Here is a 15,637-nt window from a genome sequence, read left to right on the forward strand (position 1 = left end):
GCGCCCATGGCGCAACGCAATCTCAAACGGGCGCGCGTCGGCGCGCCCGGCGGCGGGGAAAGCGAGGGCGCCGGTCCGGCGCCCGCCGCGCATCCCGGCCGGCATTCCCATTTGCCCAACTACGAAACCGTCGCGTTGATGTTGCAAGGCGGTGGTGCGTTGGGCGCCTATCAGGCCGGCGTCTTTCAGGGACTTTACGAAGCCGGTATCGAGCCGAACTGGCTCGCCGGTATTTCGATCGGTGCGTTGAATACAGCCATCATTGCCGGCAATTCGCCGGAAAAGCGCGTCGAGCGGCTGCGGCAATTCTGGGAAACGATCTGTCAACCGGCGTTCGGACCGCCGTTGCCGGCTTTTATCGAGCACGCCTTGTTCAATTCCAGTGAAGCCGTGCGCAAGGCCTTCACGGCGACGCAGGCGATGGGCGCGATTGTGGAGGGGCAAAAGGGCTTTTTCGTGCCGCGTTTCCCGCCGCCGCTGCCCACTGTCTCCGGGCCGCCGCAACTGGCGAGCTATTACGACACCAGCCCGCTCAAGGCCACGCTGGAAGCGCTCTGCGACTTCGATCGCATTAATTCCGGCGAGATGCGCGTGTCGGTCGGTGCGGTGAATTGCGGCACAGGCAATTTCGCCTACTTCGATAACAGGCATACGAAACTGAGGCCCGAGCATTTCATGGCGTCAGGTGCGTTGCCGCCGGGTTTTGCAGCGGTTGAGATCGACGGCCAGTATTACTGGGACGGTGGTTTGATGTCGAACACGCCGCTCTATGAGGTGATTCAGACCACGCCGCGTCGCGATACGCTTGCATTCCAGGTTGATCTTTGGAGCGCGATCGGACCGGTGCCGGACAACATCACCGATGTTCAAGGGCGCATGAAGGACATCCAGTATTCGAGCCGCACGCGTCTCGTGACCGATATGCTGCAACGTTCGCAGCGTTTCCGGCATGTGCTGCGCGAGGTGCTCGATCGCGTGCCGTCTGATCAGCGCGAGGATCCGTGGTGCAAGCTTGCGGAGGATCTATCGTGTTCGAAGCGCTACAACGTGATCCACCTCATCTATCGGCAGAAGGAATACGAAGGGCACTTCAAAGATTTCCAGTTTGGCCTCTCTACAATGCGTGAACATTGGAATAGTGGCCTTGAAGATATCCGCGAATCGCTTGCCCAACCTGATTGGCTCGACATGCCTGACAACGACGCAGGTTTTGTGACGCACGATATCCATCGGGATGCGCGCTGAAATCGCCGTGAATGGCAGCAGCAGGCCATATCAGCAACCAACGGCAGCAAGCCGCATCGGCAGGTGAGAGTCATACGTCCAGCAGCCGGCCAATGAAAACGGCGCCCGAATTGGGCGCCGTTTCTTCAAGCAGCATCGGCCAGACAAAAGCGCGTGCGATGAACGCCCGCGCCCTGAAATGCCTTACTTCAACACGTGAGCAATCGCGTTAGCCACGACGTCGAGGTTGCGCGTATTCAGCGCGGCCACGCAGATACGGCCCGTGCTCACGGCGTAGATGCCGAACTCTTCACGCAGACGGTCGACTTGCGGCGCCGTTAGCCCGGAGTACGAGAACATGCCGCGTTGTGCGTTCACGAAGCTGAAATCGCGATCCGCGCCGCTTGCCTTCAGACGTTCGACCAGGCCATTGCGCATGGCGCGGATGCGGTCGCGCATTTCGGCGAGTTCCGTTTCCCACGTGGCGCGCAATTCGGGCGAAGCGAGCACCGCCGCGACCACCGAACCACCGTGCGTCGGCGGGTTCGAGTAGTTCGTGCGGATCACGCGCTTCAGTTGCGACAGCACGCGAGCCGATTCTTCCTTGCTTGCCGTGATGATCGACAGTGCGCCGATACGCTCGCCGTACAGCGAGAACGACTTCGAGAACGACGACGACACGAACACGTTCAGTTCCGATGCTGCGAACAGACGGACCGCTGCGGCGTCGGACTCGATGTTGTCGCCGAAACCCTGGTAGGCGATGTCGAGGAACGGCACCAGATTGCGTGCCTTGACCACTTCGACGATCTGCTTCCATTGGTCGACCGTCAGGTCGACGCCGGTCGGGTTGTGGCAGCAAGCATGCAGCACGACGACCGTGCCTGCCGCGTAGCTATTCAGCGCGCTCAGCATGCCGTCGAAGTTCACGCCCTGCGTGTGCGCGTCGTAGTACGGATAATTCACGACTTCGAAGCCTGCGCCTTCGAACAGCGCGCGGTGGTTTTCCCAGCTCGGATCGCTGATCGCGACCTTGGTCGAAGGGTTCAGACGCTTCAGGAAATCAGCGCCGATTTTCAGTGCGCCCGTGCCACCCAGTGCTTGTGCCGTCACGACGCGGCCCGCGGCGATCAGCGGCGAATCGTTGCCGAGCAGCAGCGTTTGCACGGCGGCGTCGTAGGCGGCGATGCCTTCGATCGGCAGATAACCACGCGGCAGCGCGGCTTCGACGCGTGCCTTTTCCGCGTCGCGCACGGCGCGCAGCAGCGGAATCTTGCCTTCTTCATTGAAGTACACGCCAACGCCAAGATTGACCTTGGTGGTGCGCGCATCGGCGTTGAAGGCTTCGTTCAGGCCCAGAATCGGGTCGCGGGGAGCAAGTTCGACGGCGGAGAACAGAGACATGATGGATGGGCAGCAGTAGTGAAAAGAGGGCGGCTACGAGCGCGGGCAGCCCGGCCAAAGGCGTCTGACGGACGATTCGGACGGAGGGCGGGCATCGGCGAGCGAGCGCAACTTGCCATTGTAGCGAATCTGCGGCCATTTTTCGGACATCCAAGCCCGTTGAACTGACTTTTTTGCTTGAAAAACAGGCACAAGGGCGTCATGTGCCTTTTGTCCCGAACCCGCTCAATCCCTACGCGGACCCGTTCGGCCCGGGTTCCCGCAACCCGTTAGAATAGTCCTTTGCCCAAGGCCCGGTGCCGCTCCCCATGTCCGAACATCATCTGACCGAACTCGACGAGGCGCTCGACGAATCCAAATTCGTCACGTTCGAAGGCTCGCCGTTCCAGCTTTACCAGCCGTATCCGCCCGCCGGTGACCAGCCGACGGCGATCGAGACGCTCGTCGAAGGCATTGAGGACGGTTTGTCGTTCCAGACCTTGCTCGGCGTAACCGGCTCAGGCAAAACCTTCACGATGGCCAACACCATCGCGCGGCTCGGCCGGCCGGCGATCGTGTTCGCGCCGAACAAGACGCTCGCCGCGCAGCTTTATTCGGAGTTTCGCGAGTTCTTTCCGCGCAATGCGGTCGAGTACTTCGTCTCGTACTACGACTACTACCAGCCGGAAGCGTACGTGCCGCAGCGCGACCTCTTCATCGAGAAAGATTCGTCGATCAACGAGCACATCGAGCAGATGCGGCTGTCGGCCACCAAGAGCCTGATGGAGCGGCGCGACGTGATCATCGTCGGCACGGTGTCGGCGATTTACGGTATCGGTAACCCGTCGGAATATCACAAGATGATTCTGACGCTGCGTACCGGCGACAAGCTCGGCCAGCGCGACATCATCGCCCGGCTGATCGCGATGCAGTACAACCGCAACGAAGCCGACTTCCAGCGCGGTTCGTTCCGCGTGCGCGGCGACACGATCGATATTTTCCCGGCCGAGCACGCCGAAATGGCGGTGCGCATCGAGCTGTTCGACGACGAAGTGGAGACGCTGCAACTGTTCGATCCACTCACCGGCCGCGTGCGGCAGAAGATTACCCGCTTCACCGTGTACCCGTCGTCGCACTATGTGACGCCGCGTGACACCGTGGTGCGTGCGGTCGAAACGATCAAGACCGAATTGCGCGACCGGCTCGAGTTCTTCTACAGCAACGGCAAGCTCGTCGAAGCGCAGCGGCTTGAGCAGCGTACCCGTTTCGATCTGGAAATGCTGCAGGAATTGGGCTTCTGCAAGGGCATCGAGAACTACTCGCGGCACTTCTCGGGCGCCGCGCCCGGCGAACCGCCGCCGACGCTGGTCGACTACCTGCCGCCCGACGCGCTGATGCTGCTCGACGAATCGCACGTGCTGATCGGCCAGCTGAACGGCATGTACAACGGCGACCGGGCGCGTAAGGAGAATCTGGTCGACTACGGTTTTCGCTTGCCGTCGGCGCTCGACAATCGCCCGCTCAAGTTCAATGAGTTCGAGCGCAAGATGCGTCAGGTGGTGTTCGTGTCGGCCACGCCGGCGGATTACGAGAAAAAGACGGCAGGGCAGGTGGCTGAGCAGCTCGTGCGCCCGACCGGTCTCGTCGATCCGGAAATCGAGGTGCGCCCGGCACGTACCCAGGTCGACGATGTACTCGGCGAGATCAACGAGCGCGTCAAGGTGGGCGACCGCGTGCTGGTCACGGTGCTGACCAAGCGGATGGCCGAGCAGCTGACCGAGTTTCTGGCCGATCACGGCGTCAAGGTCCGCTACCTGCACAGCGACATCGATACGGTGGAGCGGGTGGAAATCATCCGCGATCTGCGACTGGGCACGTTCGACGTGCTGGTCGGGATCAACCTGCTGCGTGAAGGGCTGGATATTCCGGAAGTCTCGCTGGTGGCGATTCTCGACGCGGACAAGGAAGGTTTCCTGCGCGCCGAGCGCTCGCTGATCCAGACCATCGGACGGGCCGCGCGGAACGTGAACGGCAAGGCGATTCTCTATGCGGACAGGGTGACCGACTCGATGCGCCGCGCCATCGACGAAACCGAGCGGCGGCGCGCCAAGCAGGTCGCCTACAACCTGGAGCACGGCATTACGCCGCGCGGCGTGGTCAAGCGGATCCGCGACATCATCGACGGGGTGTACAACGTCGACGACGCCCGCGCCGAGTTGAAGGAACAGCAGACTCGAGCGAAATTCGAGGACATGTCCGAGAAGCAGCTCGCCAAGGAGCTCAAGCGTCTCGAAAAGCAGATGATGGAGCACGCCAAGAATCTCGAGTTCGAAAAAGCCGCACAAACCCGCGACCAGTTGGCGCTGCTGCGCCAGCGCGTGTTCGGTGCGAATGTGGGCGACCACGTGCCCGGCGTCGAATAGCACCTTCCTGCCTGATGAGGCGCGGCGATGTGCCGCGCCTTGCCTTTCCCCCGCCTTGCAACCCGCTGACCCCCTCGCTCAGCGCCTTCCTTAAGACCGCCTTAAGGCCTTACTCCCATAAGGCTTCGCGTACGTTCGCGTTTGTTCTCCCTGCGGATCAATGATAAACTTGCTCAATATTGAGAATGGTTCGCATTAACGTTCGTAATGCAATTTACGGCACCGCATGTTTGCCAACAGGGGCCGCTGACATGGCTGCATCGAGGCAAGCACCGCGCACTGTTCCAATGGGTTCGATTCCAGTCTGATAAAAACAAGGAGTTTCAATGCGGATTTCTTCATTTGTGCGTGGTGGCGCAGCAGCGGTGGCCGCAGTAGCGGCGCTTTCAGCAACGGCTGCGGAATACCCGATCGGCAAGCACCAGATTCAGGGCGGCATGGAAATCGGCGCGGTCTATCTGCAGCCGATCACGATGGAACCCGAAGGCATGATGCGCAAGGCGTCGGATTCGGACGTCCACCTGGAAGCCGACATCCACGCGGTCAAGAACAATCCGACGGGTTTTGCCGAAGGCGACTGGATGCCGTATCTGCAAGTTCGTTATGAGTTGACGAAAGCCGGTTCGAATCAGACGCAGAAGGGCGACATGATGGCGATGGTCGCCAACGACGGTCCGCATTACGGCGACAACGTCAAGCTGCAAGGCCCGGGCAAGTACCACCTGAAGCTGATCGTCGAAGCACCGATGCAAACCGGTCACATGGCTTTCGGCCGTCACGTCGACAAGGAAACCGGCGTGGGTCCGTGGTTCAAGCCGATCACGCTCGAATACGACTTCACGTTCGCGGGTATCGGCAAGAAGGGCGGTTACTGATCGTCGATCACTGCGGACGCGGATCATCGCGGCCCGTCGCGCATTGCTGCGTGGCCGGGCTTGAGTGAGCGAATGAGCGAATGAGCGAGTGAATGCATGCAGCAGTTGGCGCGCGGACGATGAATCCCGCCGCGCCGCGTTTTCCGGGAAGGCTAATGAGAATTAATCGAAAGATCGCGATCCTTGCCATGACGGCTTTGGCCGTGGGGGCCGCGCACGCAGCGGATCTGCCCACCTTCAAGCTTGAAATGAACGACGGCAAGCTTAATCCGGCGCGTATCGAAGTGCCGGCAGGGCAGCGAATCAAGATTGCGATACGCAACACCGGCAAGGGCGCGGCCGAGTTCGAAAGCGTGCAGTTGCGCAAGGAAAAGGTGTTGGCGCCGGGCGGCGATTCGTTCGTCGTGATCGCTCCTTTGGAGCCGGGCGAGTACAAGTTCTTCGACGATTTTCATCAGCAGGCGCAGGGCGTGATCGTCGCGAAATAGCGGCTTGGGGTGCGAGCGCATGCCTTGAGCACACACGGGTGACGCGTTCGCCACAGCAGTAGCAGGGTAGAGGGGAGAGCTTGGATGGGTCAGATTCTATTCATCGTGTGGCGCGAAAGTGTTGAGGCCTTGCTGGTCGTCGGCATCCTGTACGCGTGGCTGAAAAATGGCGACGACGATGCGCGTCGCGGTTTGCCGTACCTGTGGGGCGGCGTCGCGGCCGGTCTGATCGCGGCGGTCGCCCTCGGCGCGGCGCTGGTCGGTTTCACCGAAGTGCTCTCCGGTGACGCGCAGGATTATTTCCAGACCGCCATGGTGCTGGTCGCGTGTGTGCTGATCGTGCAGATGGTGCTGTGGATGAAGCAGCACGGCCGGTCGCTTAAGCGCGACATGGAACAGTCGCTGCAAAAGAGCAAGCACGATTCGAACTGGTGGGGCGTCGCCTTGCTGGTCGCATTGGCGATCGCGCGCGAAGGCAGTGAAACGGTGATTTTCCTGTACGGTCTCGGCTTTGGCCAATCGGGTCACGTGGACGGCAGCCAGATGCTAGCCGTGGTGATCGGACTCGGCCTCGCCTTTCTGACCTTTTATGTGCTGCAGTTGGGCGGCAAGATTTTCTCGTGGCGGCTCTTCTTTCGCATCACCGAGATCATGTTGCTGTTCCTCGGCGCAGGCCTGTTCCAGACCGGTGTCGATAAGCTGATCGATAAGGAAATTCTGCCGACGATCATCGGTCAGATGTGGAACTCGTCGGCCATTCTCGACGACTCGAGCACCTTCGGTTCGCTGGTTGCGACGCTCACCGGTTATCGCGCCCATCCGGCGCTGATGAATCTGATCGCCTACGCTGTGTACTGGCTGGTCGTCTATCTGCTGGTGCGTCGTGCGAATCGCAAGCCGGCGCAGCAGGCCGCCGGGCGCGCAGCATGAGTGCCGTGATGACTCGCCCGGGCCGCCTCGCGGCGGCCGGCAAGTGGATGCAGCGTCACGGCGGCTTGATCCGCGGCATCCAGTGGGTCGTGGTGGCCGTGTACGCGTTCCTGATTCTGGTGCCGGCGGTGATGCCGCTGCCGGACGACACCGCGCATCTATGGACCAACCTGACGCTTGCCGCGCAGTTCGTGTTCTGGGGCATCTGGTGGCCGTTCGTGCTGTTGTCGATGGTGATGCTCGGCCGGGTCTGGTGCGGCGTGTTGTGCCCGGAGGGCGCGCTCGCGGAATTCGCCAGCAAGTATGGCCGCGGCTGGGCGATTCCGCGCTGGATGCGCTGGGGTGGCTGGCCGTTTGTCGCGTTCGGCATCACCACCATCTACGGTCAGATGGTCAGTGTCTACCAGTATCCGAAAGCGGTGCTGCTGGTGCTCGGCGGTTCGACCTTTGCGGCGATGATCATCGGTTTGCTGTACGGACGCGAGAAGCGCGTCTGGTGCAAGTATCTATGCCCCGTCAACGGGGTTTTTTCGCTACTCGCGCGTCTCGCACCGTTTCACTACAAAGTCGATGAAGAAGCGTGGCGCCGTTCGTACAAAAACGGCGAACACGGGCATCGTGTGATCCCGATCAATTGCGCGCCGCTGGTGCCGCTGCGCAATATGAAGGGCGCGTCGGACTGCCATATGTGCGGCCGTTGCAGCGGACATCGCGACGCGATCGCGTTGACGTGGCGCGCGCCGTCGACGGAAGTCGTGCAGCTCGGCGACAAGCAGGCGAACCCTTGGGACACCGCACTGATTCTGTACGGCCTGCTCGGCATTGCGATCGGCGCGTTCCACTGGACCGCTTCGCGCTGGTTCATCGACCTGAAGATGTTCTTCGCCACCTGGCTGGTCGATCACGACATCACCTGGCCGCTGGACACCAACGCGCCCTGGTTTCTGTTCACGCATTATCCTGAGCAGAACGACGTATTTTCGTGGCTCGACGGCACGATGGTGATCGGCTACATCCTCGCTACAGCGTTGGTGTACGGCACAGCGTTGCTGGTGCTGCTGATGGGCGCGACGCGCATGCTGGGGCGTTTCAACGCCGTGCGCCTGCATCATTTGACGCAAGGCCTGATTCCGATCGCAGGCGCAGGTGTGTTCCTCGGCTTGTCGGCGACCACACTGTCGCTGCTGCGCGCAGAACATGTGTCGTTGTGGTGGGCGTCGGATATGCGTATCGCGATTCTGGCGATTGCCAATCTGTGGAGCGCATGGCTTGCCTGGCTCGTCACGCGCCGTTATAGCGAGCGCTTCGTTCAACGCGGCCTCGCGATGGTGTGGTTCGCCGCGGCGCTGGCGGTGGTCGATAGTGCATGGTGGCTGATGTTCTGGGGCTGGGCTTCGAAGTAGAGGTCATAACGAGGTTCTAACCGGGGTTCTAACCGGGGTTCCAACGCCTCGCGGTGCTGTCAAACCTGACCGGCGCCGGCCAAAACAAAAAGCCGTGGAGATGGTGCCATCCCACGGCTTTGCTTTTCCTGTTTGCGATACACGATGTCTTTCGTCTATCCGCATTGAGTGAGAACCAAAAAAGCGGCCTGGCTGGCTGCGACGGCTGGCTTGGTGTCTGCACGAAGGGGTCTAGTTCTCACGTGCAAGCCGTCGTGGCTGGCTAATGCCCAACACCTCTCGAGGAGGTGGTCCCCACAATACCCGGTACTGACTGCTATTCGGTGTTGCCTGTTACTTCGTCAGAATCAGCTTGCCCAAGCGCGTTGCTCGTAGCTGATACGTTTCGCCGTTATGCACGATGCTGACGTGACTGTGTCCTTGCAGCAGTGCGTCGCTACGCACGACCCGATCCGGCTTCTCGCTCGTACCGCTAGCGCGCTCCACCGCTGGCTTCGCGGCGGTTGCCGTCGCCGTCGATGTTTTCGGACGGCTGGTCAGCGCGGCCGCTGGGCGGCGCAGGCTGAGTGTTGAGGAGCGCGTGAGATCGGTCATTCGTTTTTGCTGTTGGTCGATTCGATGGATTAATTCTAAATGATAACTATTCCCATTTACAAGAAAGAGAAATTCATCGGTTTTGACTTTCGATAGCCTGATGGTGGGGTCGTAGAGCGACGGGAGAGGGCGGGCCGCCTTTGGCATGGCGGCCTCGCACGGTACAACGACGCGGGCAGGGCGCCCGCGCCTACATCAACATCAGTGCAACGAACCGGGTTCTTGCCTCGCCTGCACGTACTGGCGGATCAGCCGCACCGTATCGATATCGTTTTCGCGGTACGCCGATTTCACGATTTCCTGCGTTTGCACGGCGTCCTGGTCGTCGGACACCGGCAGGGTGGTCGTGTATTCGAAACGCAGGAACAACTGCAGTTCGTCAGGCTGCTCGATCGTCATTGTCAGCGAGCCGCCGACATAATCCGCCGTCGGCAGGATGTCGTAGCGCACGCTCTGGCGATCCTGCAACGTGACACGGTCGCGCACGGTGGCCTGGCCGTAGTGCAGTTCCCGTTCGAGCGTGTCGCCTTCGCGCGAAAGAATGGTGCAGCTGTCGAGCCCGATCACGAACAATTGTGGCTGCTCGGCGCGCAGCACCAGACCCTCCCACAACTGCTCGCGGGTCATCGAGTCGACAAACGGATTCAACGGGTCGTTGATCTGGATAAGGTGTTCGAAATTCAAAACGACGGCTTCCTATGAAAGCGTTGCAATAGGTGCGGCCTTGCTAGCCGGTGCCGCACCCTTCCTGCTTCAGGCGACAGCAGCAAGACCCGAACGGATCGTGATCGAATGCGTGAGGATCTTGTGAACCGGGCACGCATTGGCAATCTGCAAGAGCCGTTCCCGCTGCTCGTCGGACAGGTCGCCTTCCAGCATGATCTTGCGGTCGATCGTCGAGCCCGCGTCGCCGGTTTCCAGCTCCAGCGCCACGCGCACGTCGGCAAGCGGCCAGCCCTTGCGCTGAGCGTACATCTTCAGCGTGATCGATGTGCAGGCGCCGAGACTCGACAGCAGCATCGTGACAGGCGAAGGTCCGCGATCGCCGCCGCCTGCCGACTCGGGTTCGTCAGCGAGCCACGTATGCTTGCCGTCGTCTAAAAGAACCCGGAAATTCGTCGAGCCGATGTGGGCAGTGACGGTGGACTTTGCCATGCGCGCTCCTGAACAGGGACGGAAATCGCCGCGCGCCACGGTCCGTCATGGTCAGACGGCGTGGCGCGCGGCATGAGTTGCTATTGTGAACGAATTTACCGGCCTTCGTGCCCTATGTGCGGCGGCGCGGTGAGCGTCGCGCCACCGTGATCGTAAGCGGCAACGTTTGCGCGGGCATGGTCAATCAGTGCGTGATCGCGCCCATGCGTCCGGCCTGATAGTCAGTCACTGCCTGGCGGATCTCGTCTTCGGTGTTCATCACGAACGGGCCGTAGCGCACCACCGGTTCTTTCAGCGGCACGCCGCCGAGGAGCAGCACTTCGAGCGGTTCCTCGCCTGCCGTCAGCGTGACCGACTCGCCGTCGTTCTGAAACACCACCATCGTCCGCGCGTCGATTTCCTGGCGCGCGTCGCCTGCGCCGTAAAAGCCTTTGCCCGACAGGCCGTAAGCGAACACCCGATAATCGGCCGGCACGGGTTGCCGGACCGTTGCGCCCGGTTGCAGCGAGAAATGCTGGTAGAGGATCGGCGTGCGCGTTTCAATGGCAGCCTTCACGCCGAGCGCTTCTCCCGCGATGACCTTGACGCGCACCTTGCCGTCCGCGGACGTTGCGACCGGAATGCTGGCCGACGGAATCTCCTGATAACGCGGCTCGATCATCTTGTCGCGGCGCGGCAGGTTCACCCATAGTTGCAAGCCATGCACGCGTCCACCGGTGCGCACGAACGACGGGTCCGGCATCTCACTGTGCACAACGCCCGCGCCCGCAGTCATCCATTGCACGTCGCCGGCTCGCAGCGTGCCCGAATGGCCGCCCGAATCCTTGTGGCCGAACTGGCCCTCGAGCACGTACGTGACCGTTTCGAAGCCGCGATGCGGATGATCCGGCGCGCCTTTGGCCTCGCCCGGCGCATAGTCGATCGGCCCCATTTCGTCGAGCAGCAGGAACGGATCGAAATCCATCAGCAGGCGGGTCGGAAACGGGCGGTGGACGATAAAGCCACCACCTTCGGTCGTGCGAACGGCGGGAAACGTGCGTTCGATCGTGCGCGTCGTGCTCATCAAAGTCACCTCAAAAAATGGGGAATAGCATTATTTTTGAAACATAGAGCTATTATAGGGACCGTTTTCCTAGGCGCCAGCCGCTGTCATGCAATGGATTGTTCTATTACTGGAACGATGAGATGAAGATCGATTCACACAATCTGAATGACCTGATGTACTTTTCGCAGGTCGTCGAACATGGCGGTTTTTCCGCCGCCGAACGCGTGCTGGGTATTTCCAAGTCGCGCCTGTCGCGCCGGCTGACCGAACTGGAGGCGTCGCTGGGCGTGCGCCTGCTGCAGCGCTCCACCCGCAAGCTGGCGCTCACTGAAGCCGGTCAGCTCTTCTACCAACATTGCCAGGCGATGCTGAGCGAGGCGCAAGCGGCCGTCAACGTGGTGCAGCAATTGCGCTCGTCGCCGCGTGGGACGGTGCGCGTCAGCGTGCCGGTGACGATTTCGCAGACGATTCTGTCGCAGATCCTGCCGGAATTCATGCATCGCTACCCGGAAGTGCGCGTGGTCATGCGTGTGACGAACCGCGTGGTCGATCTGTTCGAGGATTCGATCGACATCGCGCTGCGCGTGCGCTCCGATCCACCAGAAAACGCCAACATCGTCGTGCGTCCGCTGTGGCGCACGCAGCAGATGCTGGTCGGCGCACCGAGCCTGTTGCAGCAGAATGCGCCGCCGCTGTTGCCGGCCGATCTGAGCCGTTTCGAAACGCTCGACGTGCCGACCGGCGACGGTCGCCACGTCTTCAATCTGATCGCTCCCGACGGCACGCACCATGCGCACGAACATGAGCCGCGCCTCGTTACAGCCGATCTGATGACGATTCGTGAAGCGGTGTTGTCAGGCGTGGGCATCGCCGCGTTGCCTGAAATGATGTACGGCAGCGCGCTACGCGCGGGGCAGTTGTCGCCGGTGATGCCGGGCTGGACCCTCCCGACGCCGCAGTTGTACGCGGTATTCGTGTCGCGCCAGGGGATGGTGCCGGCCGTGCGTGCGTTCGTCGATTATCTGGTTGAAATGCTCGATCCGGACGAAGGTAAGCACATCACGGGCGAGTGCCCGACGCGTGCAGAGCAAGGCGCGGTGCAGCCCGTTTTCGCGATCGCGTCATAGCACTTATTTTATGCGGCGACATCGCTTTTAGCATTTAAGCGCCGTTTGTCATGAGTACTTTCAATGACAGTTTGCTTGAATGCGCGCGTTTGCGGGCCTATAGTGAAACCCCTTCGCTAAGGAGTCTCTTATGCGAAAACTCATGGCCTCTATGATAGTGGGCCTGATAGGGCTGAGCGCGCTGTCCGTGTCGACCACGGCTGTCGCATGCGGTGATTCGAGCTATCAGTCATCTTCTGACGGTAAGTGATCCCGCCGCCCGAAAGCGCCGAGTGCGCACAAAAAAAGGCCTTCATCTGACGATGAAGGCCTTTTACTTTTAGCCCTTGTTTCAAGGGCTATTCCGGTTTTTCGGCAGGCGCTGCTTAACAGCGGCGCGATGCGACAGGCGGATTGCTTGCCCTTATTTTGCTTTGGGCTGCGTGACAAAGCCGATTTTCGTGAGGCCGCCGGCCTGCGCCGCCGACATCACTTCCGCGACTTTCTCGTACGCGACTTTACGGTCCGCATCCAGATGCAATTCCGGCTGCGGATTCGCTTGTGCGGCCTCTGCAATCTTCGCGCTCAGCGCGGCGTCGTCGACCTTCTTGTCGTCCCACAATACGTTGCCGTCCGCGTCGATCGCGACCGTTACCTGCGCGGGCTTGGTATCTTCCTTCTGACTGCTTGCATGCGGCAGATCGATTTTGACCGCGTGACGAATGACCGGGATTGTCACCATGAAGACAATCAGGAGAACCAACATCACGTCGACGAGCGGCGTCATGTTGATTTCATTCATCAGACCGTCGTCATCGTCGCCGGCGAAAGGGCTCATTGCCATCGGAATGCCTCGTCGATCAGTTGGCGCGCGCGGCGAGACGCAGACCGTCACCGCGCTTGGACGACGACAGACGGGCGCCCGTCACGAAGAAGGCATGCAGACCGTGCGCGAAGCGGCTCAGCTTGGCGACGACCGCCTTGTTGGCACGCGTCAGTGCGTTGTAGCCGAGCACGGCCGGAATCGCGACGAACAGGCCGAACGCGGTCATGATCAACGCTTCGCCGACCGGGCCCGCGACCTGGTCGATCGACGACTGGCCGCTCGCGCCGATTGCCAGCAGTGCGTGATAGATGCCCCACACCGTGCCGAACAGGCCGACGAACGGCGCCGTGCTGCCGATCGAAGCGAGAATCGCCAGACCGCTTTGCATGCGCGCGACGCTTTCATCCATCGTGTCCTTCAGGCAGCGCGTCACCCAGTCCGACACGTCCATGCGGTCGTGCAGATGCGGCTGGGTTTGATGATGGTGATCGGCGGCTTCCTGGCCCGACAGCGCAAGCGCGAGGAACGGATTGTCCTGCGGCGTCGACGAACCGGCGCCGAGTTTCTTCACGCCGTCGGCGAGATCGTCCGAATGCCAGAACTGCTGTTCGGCATTCTTCGTGAGACGGTTGAGGCGCATCACATTCCAGCCCTTGATGATGATCACGCTCCACGACATCACCGACATGATCAACAGCGCGAGCGCGATACCGCGCGTCACGAAATTCCCTTGCGCCCACACGTGCGCCAGTCCGTAGTTTTGCATTGCAATTCCTTCTTTTTTTAAAATCTGCCTCAATCGTTCAGATTGAAGTTGTAAGGCTGGGTGTACGCGGCCCGAATTGGCTGGCCGTTCTCTAGATAGGGTTTGCAGGCACTCGCGTGCGCGGCGGCAACCGCGGCATCATCCAGACGGTTGAAGCCGCTACTCTTTTTCAGTTCGATGTTCTCGAGCTTGCCCGTCAGTCCGACCACGAACTTCACGTAGGCGGTGCCGGTTTCACCGCGACGCTTCGACAGCGATGGGTATTCCGGCGTGACCATGCTGCAGTCGATGTGCGAAACGTTTTTCGGCGCGGTGATTTCCATCGTCGGACGGCCGACTGCCGGCGCTGCCTGAGCAGGCGGTGCCGCCGGCGCGGGCGGCGTTGGATCAGCCGCCGCGACGGGGGTGGCGGACGGTGCGGCGGCCACGGGCAACGGCGTAGGCGTTGGCTTGGGCGTCGGTGTCGGTGTCGGTGTCGGCTTAGACTGGATTTTGACCTTGGTATGGACCGGCGGCGTCGGCTTGGGCGGTGGCGGCGCGATTGATTGCAGCGCGACGGGCGCGGCCACGGGCGCCGGCGGCAACAACTGTGCGGTCATGACACGCGATTCGATTACCGGCTGCACGGGCTCATGACGCAGCGTCATGATCACTGCAAGCAAAGCGATGTGAATCGCCGCGACCGCGGCAGTCGCGCTCAAGGCTCGGGAATTCATTCGGAGGGACGAAGCCGGCGTGGTGCTGGCTAAAACGGTATGCGAGGCCTGCATGTTAGCGGGGAGGCGTGCCGTCGATGCGGCACGTCAGACAGGACATCGTCATGTTCGGAAGATCAGCAGCGAAATGAACAAAGTGGTCACGAAACCTATCAGCAATTCCATCTCGAACTCCTTTTAACGGGTGAGCGGGTAGCTGGCTGGTACGGATACTGGCTTGCTGACGGCAGTGGGATAACGCGTGAAGCAGTGAGGCGGTAAGCCCCGAGGCGCGGCATGGGCCGCGCCCTGAAAGCGGTCTCAGGCGGCCTTGCGTTCGTAGAACGTCAGCGGCATGACCTGCGAGTGATGATCGAAGCCGCAACGGCTCGCACACACGCCGCTTTCCATCATGACGCCACGCACGGAATCCGCGCACTTGCCACAACAGATAGCGACGCCGAGCTCGAACTGGAGTTCGTCGAACGAATCGACGCCTTCCGCGATCGAGGCACGGATCTTTCGGTCAGAAACAGACTTGCAGACACAGACAATCATGGCAGGGCGTCATAGCTAACGTTAATGCGAACTATTATCATTTTGATTGGCTCGTTTGGCAAGCGTCCTGCATGATTTTTTGTAACAAAACCAGACTCTTAGAAGGGTTTCGTCTACGGGTGGGGGCGCGGCGCGAGAGGCGGGAAGGGGACAGAAGCGCCCGAAA

At 61.1% G+C, this 15,637-nt stretch carries 16 protein-coding genes; 7 read left to right on the forward strand and 9 right to left on the reverse strand.

Features of this window, described 5'->3' with window-relative positions; all coding sequences use genetic code 11:
• Nucleotides 1-6: 6 nt before the first annotated feature.
• Nucleotides 7-1,245, forward strand: coding sequence for a DUF3734 domain-containing protein (locus tag PQR67_RS35825; RefSeq protein ID WP_408467520.1), 1,239 nt, complete (start codon nucleotides 7-9; stop codon nucleotides 1,243-1,245).
• Between the two features lie 183 nt (nucleotides 1,246-1,428).
• Here PQR67_RS35825 and PQR67_RS35830 read toward each other — a convergent pair whose 3' ends face one another.
• Complete coding sequence (locus PQR67_RS35830; RefSeq protein WP_408467521.1) at nucleotides 1,429-2,628, reverse strand: amino acid aminotransferase; 1,200 nt, start codon at nucleotides 2,626-2,628, stop codon at nucleotides 1,429-1,431.
• Nucleotides 2,629-2,936: 308 nt separating this feature from the next.
• Here PQR67_RS35830 and uvrB point away from each other — a divergent pair, with 308 nt between their 5' ends.
• From uvrB to PQR67_RS35855, 5 genes are all read left to right on the forward strand, one after another.
• Nucleotides 2,937-5,030, forward strand: coding sequence for an excinuclease ABC subunit UvrB (uvrB, locus tag PQR67_RS35835; RefSeq protein ID WP_408467522.1), 2,094 nt, complete (start codon nucleotides 2,937-2,939; stop codon nucleotides 5,028-5,030).
• A 326-nt stretch (nucleotides 5,031-5,356) separates the two neighbouring features.
• Complete coding sequence (locus tag PQR67_RS35840; RefSeq protein ID WP_120347004.1) at nucleotides 5,357-5,905, forward strand: iron transporter; 549 nt, start codon at nucleotides 5,357-5,359, stop codon at nucleotides 5,903-5,905.
• 155 nt (nucleotides 5,906-6,060) lie between these two features.
• Nucleotides 6,061-6,393: a cupredoxin domain-containing protein gene (locus PQR67_RS35845; RefSeq protein ID WP_120347003.1), complete on the forward strand. Its 333-nt coding sequence runs from the start codon at nucleotides 6,061-6,063 to the stop codon at nucleotides 6,391-6,393.
• An 84-nt stretch (nucleotides 6,394-6,477) separates the two neighbouring features.
• Nucleotides 6,478-7,323, forward strand: coding sequence for an FTR1 family iron permease (locus tag PQR67_RS35850; RefSeq protein ID WP_408467523.1), 846 nt, complete (start codon nucleotides 6,478-6,480; stop codon nucleotides 7,321-7,323).
• Entirely contained in the window at nucleotides 7,320-8,726 is a 1,407-nt protein-coding gene (locus tag PQR67_RS35855; RefSeq protein ID WP_408467524.1) for a 4Fe-4S binding protein, read from the forward strand. Before PQR67_RS35850 ends, PQR67_RS35855 begins: the two co-directional genes overlap by 4 nt.
• 333 nt (nucleotides 8,727-9,059) lie before the next feature.
• On the opposite strand, the gene hemP is transcribed toward PQR67_RS35855, so the two are convergent.
• The 4 genes from hemP to PQR67_RS35875 form a co-directional block, all read right to left on the reverse strand.
• Nucleotides 9,060-9,320, reverse strand: a complete 261-nt coding sequence (gene hemP / locus PQR67_RS35860; protein ID WP_408467558.1) for a hemin uptake protein HemP — start codon at nucleotides 9,318-9,320, stop codon at nucleotides 9,060-9,062.
• 201 nt (nucleotides 9,321-9,521) lie between these two features.
• Nucleotides 9,522-10,004, reverse strand: a complete 483-nt coding sequence (locus PQR67_RS35865; protein ID WP_408467525.1) for an SRPBCC family protein — start codon at nucleotides 10,002-10,004, stop codon at nucleotides 9,522-9,524.
• 69 nt (nucleotides 10,005-10,073) lie between these two features.
• Nucleotides 10,074-10,475 (reverse strand): OsmC family protein, encoded by a 402-nt coding sequence (locus PQR67_RS35870; RefSeq protein ID WP_408467526.1) that lies wholly within the window; start codon nucleotides 10,473-10,475, stop codon nucleotides 10,074-10,076.
• A gap of 184 nt (nucleotides 10,476-10,659) precedes the next feature.
• On the reverse strand, nucleotides 10,660-11,538 hold the full coding sequence (locus tag PQR67_RS35875) for a pirin family protein (protein WP_408467528.1): 879 nt from the start codon (nucleotides 11,536-11,538) through the stop codon (nucleotides 10,660-10,662).
• A 122-nt stretch (nucleotides 11,539-11,660) separates the two neighbouring features.
• Between PQR67_RS35875 and PQR67_RS35880 the strand changes: the two genes are divergently transcribed.
• A complete protein-coding gene (locus tag PQR67_RS35880) occupies nucleotides 11,661-12,647 on the forward strand; it encodes a LysR family transcriptional regulator (protein WP_408467530.1) in 987 nt (328 codons plus the stop codon).
• 403 nt (nucleotides 12,648-13,050) lie between these two features.
• Here PQR67_RS35880 and PQR67_RS35885 read toward each other — a convergent pair whose 3' ends face one another.
• The 4 genes from PQR67_RS35885 to PQR67_RS35900 form a co-directional block, all read right to left on the reverse strand.
• Nucleotides 13,051-13,470, reverse strand: coding sequence for an ExbD/TolR family protein (locus PQR67_RS35885; protein WP_408467531.1), 420 nt, complete (start codon nucleotides 13,468-13,470; stop codon nucleotides 13,051-13,053).
• Nucleotides 13,471-13,486: 16 nt separating this feature from the next.
• Nucleotides 13,487-14,218, reverse strand: coding sequence for a MotA/TolQ/ExbB proton channel family protein (locus PQR67_RS35890; protein WP_408467532.1), 732 nt, complete (start codon nucleotides 14,216-14,218; stop codon nucleotides 13,487-13,489).
• A gap of 29 nt (nucleotides 14,219-14,247) precedes the next feature.
• Nucleotides 14,248-14,988, reverse strand: a complete 741-nt coding sequence (locus tag PQR67_RS35895; RefSeq protein WP_408467533.1) for an energy transducer TonB — start codon at nucleotides 14,986-14,988, stop codon at nucleotides 14,248-14,250.
• Between the two features lie 246 nt (nucleotides 14,989-15,234).
• Nucleotides 15,235-15,471: a (2Fe-2S)-binding protein gene (locus PQR67_RS35900; RefSeq protein WP_120346993.1), complete on the reverse strand. Its 237-nt coding sequence runs from the start codon at nucleotides 15,469-15,471 to the stop codon at nucleotides 15,235-15,237.
• Nucleotides 15,472-15,637: the final 166 nt, after the last annotated feature.

This window comes from Paraburkholderia fungorum (assembly GCF_046026025.1).
GTDB lineage: Bacteria > Pseudomonadota > Gammaproteobacteria > Burkholderiales > Burkholderiaceae > Paraburkholderia > Paraburkholderia fungorum_E.

Bases quoted from the DNA above. Each gene is read 5' to 3' on its own strand.
- PQR67_RS35825 (WP_408467520.1), top strand. From the start codon at position 7: ATGGCGCAACGCAATCTCAAACGGGCGCGCGTCGGCGCGCCCGGCGGC.
- PQR67_RS35830 (WP_408467521.1), bottom strand. From the start codon at position 2,628: ATGTCTCTGTTCTCCGCCGTCGAACTTGCTCCCCGCGACCCGATTCTG.
- uvrB (WP_408467522.1), top strand. From the start codon at position 2,937: ATGTCCGAACATCATCTGACCGAACTCGACGAGGCGCTCGACGAATCC.
- PQR67_RS35840 (WP_120347004.1), top strand. From the start codon at position 5,357: ATGCGGATTTCTTCATTTGTGCGTGGTGGCGCAGCAGCGGTGGCCGCA.
- PQR67_RS35845 (WP_120347003.1), top strand. From the start codon at position 6,061: ATGAGAATTAATCGAAAGATCGCGATCCTTGCCATGACGGCTTTGGCC.
- PQR67_RS35850 (WP_408467523.1), top strand. From the start codon at position 6,478: ATGGGTCAGATTCTATTCATCGTGTGGCGCGAAAGTGTTGAGGCCTTG.
- PQR67_RS35855 (WP_408467524.1), top strand. From the start codon at position 7,320: ATGAGTGCCGTGATGACTCGCCCGGGCCGCCTCGCGGCGGCCGGCAAG.
- hemP (WP_408467558.1), bottom strand. From the start codon at position 9,320: ATGACCGATCTCACGCGCTCCTCAACACTCAGCCTGCGCCGCCCAGCG.
- PQR67_RS35870 (WP_408467526.1), bottom strand. From the start codon at position 10,475: ATGGCAAAGTCCACCGTCACTGCCCACATCGGCTCGACGAATTTCCGG.
- PQR67_RS35875 (WP_408467528.1), bottom strand. From the start codon at position 11,538: ATGAGCACGACGCGCACGATCGAACGCACGTTTCCCGCCGTTCGCACG.
- PQR67_RS35880 (WP_408467530.1), top strand. From the start codon at position 11,661: ATGAAGATCGATTCACACAATCTGAATGACCTGATGTACTTTTCGCAG.
- PQR67_RS35885 (WP_408467531.1), bottom strand. From the start codon at position 13,470: ATGGCAATGAGCCCTTTCGCCGGCGACGATGACGACGGTCTGATGAAT.
- PQR67_RS35890 (WP_408467532.1), bottom strand. From the start codon at position 14,218: ATGCAAAACTACGGACTGGCGCACGTGTGGGCGCAAGGGAATTTCGTG.
- PQR67_RS35895 (WP_408467533.1), bottom strand. From the start codon at position 14,988: ATGCAGGCCTCGCATACCGTTTTAGCCAGCACCACGCCGGCTTCGTCC.
- PQR67_RS35900 (WP_120346993.1), bottom strand. From the start codon at position 15,471: ATGATTGTCTGTGTCTGCAAGTCTGTTTCTGACCGAAAGATCCGTGCC.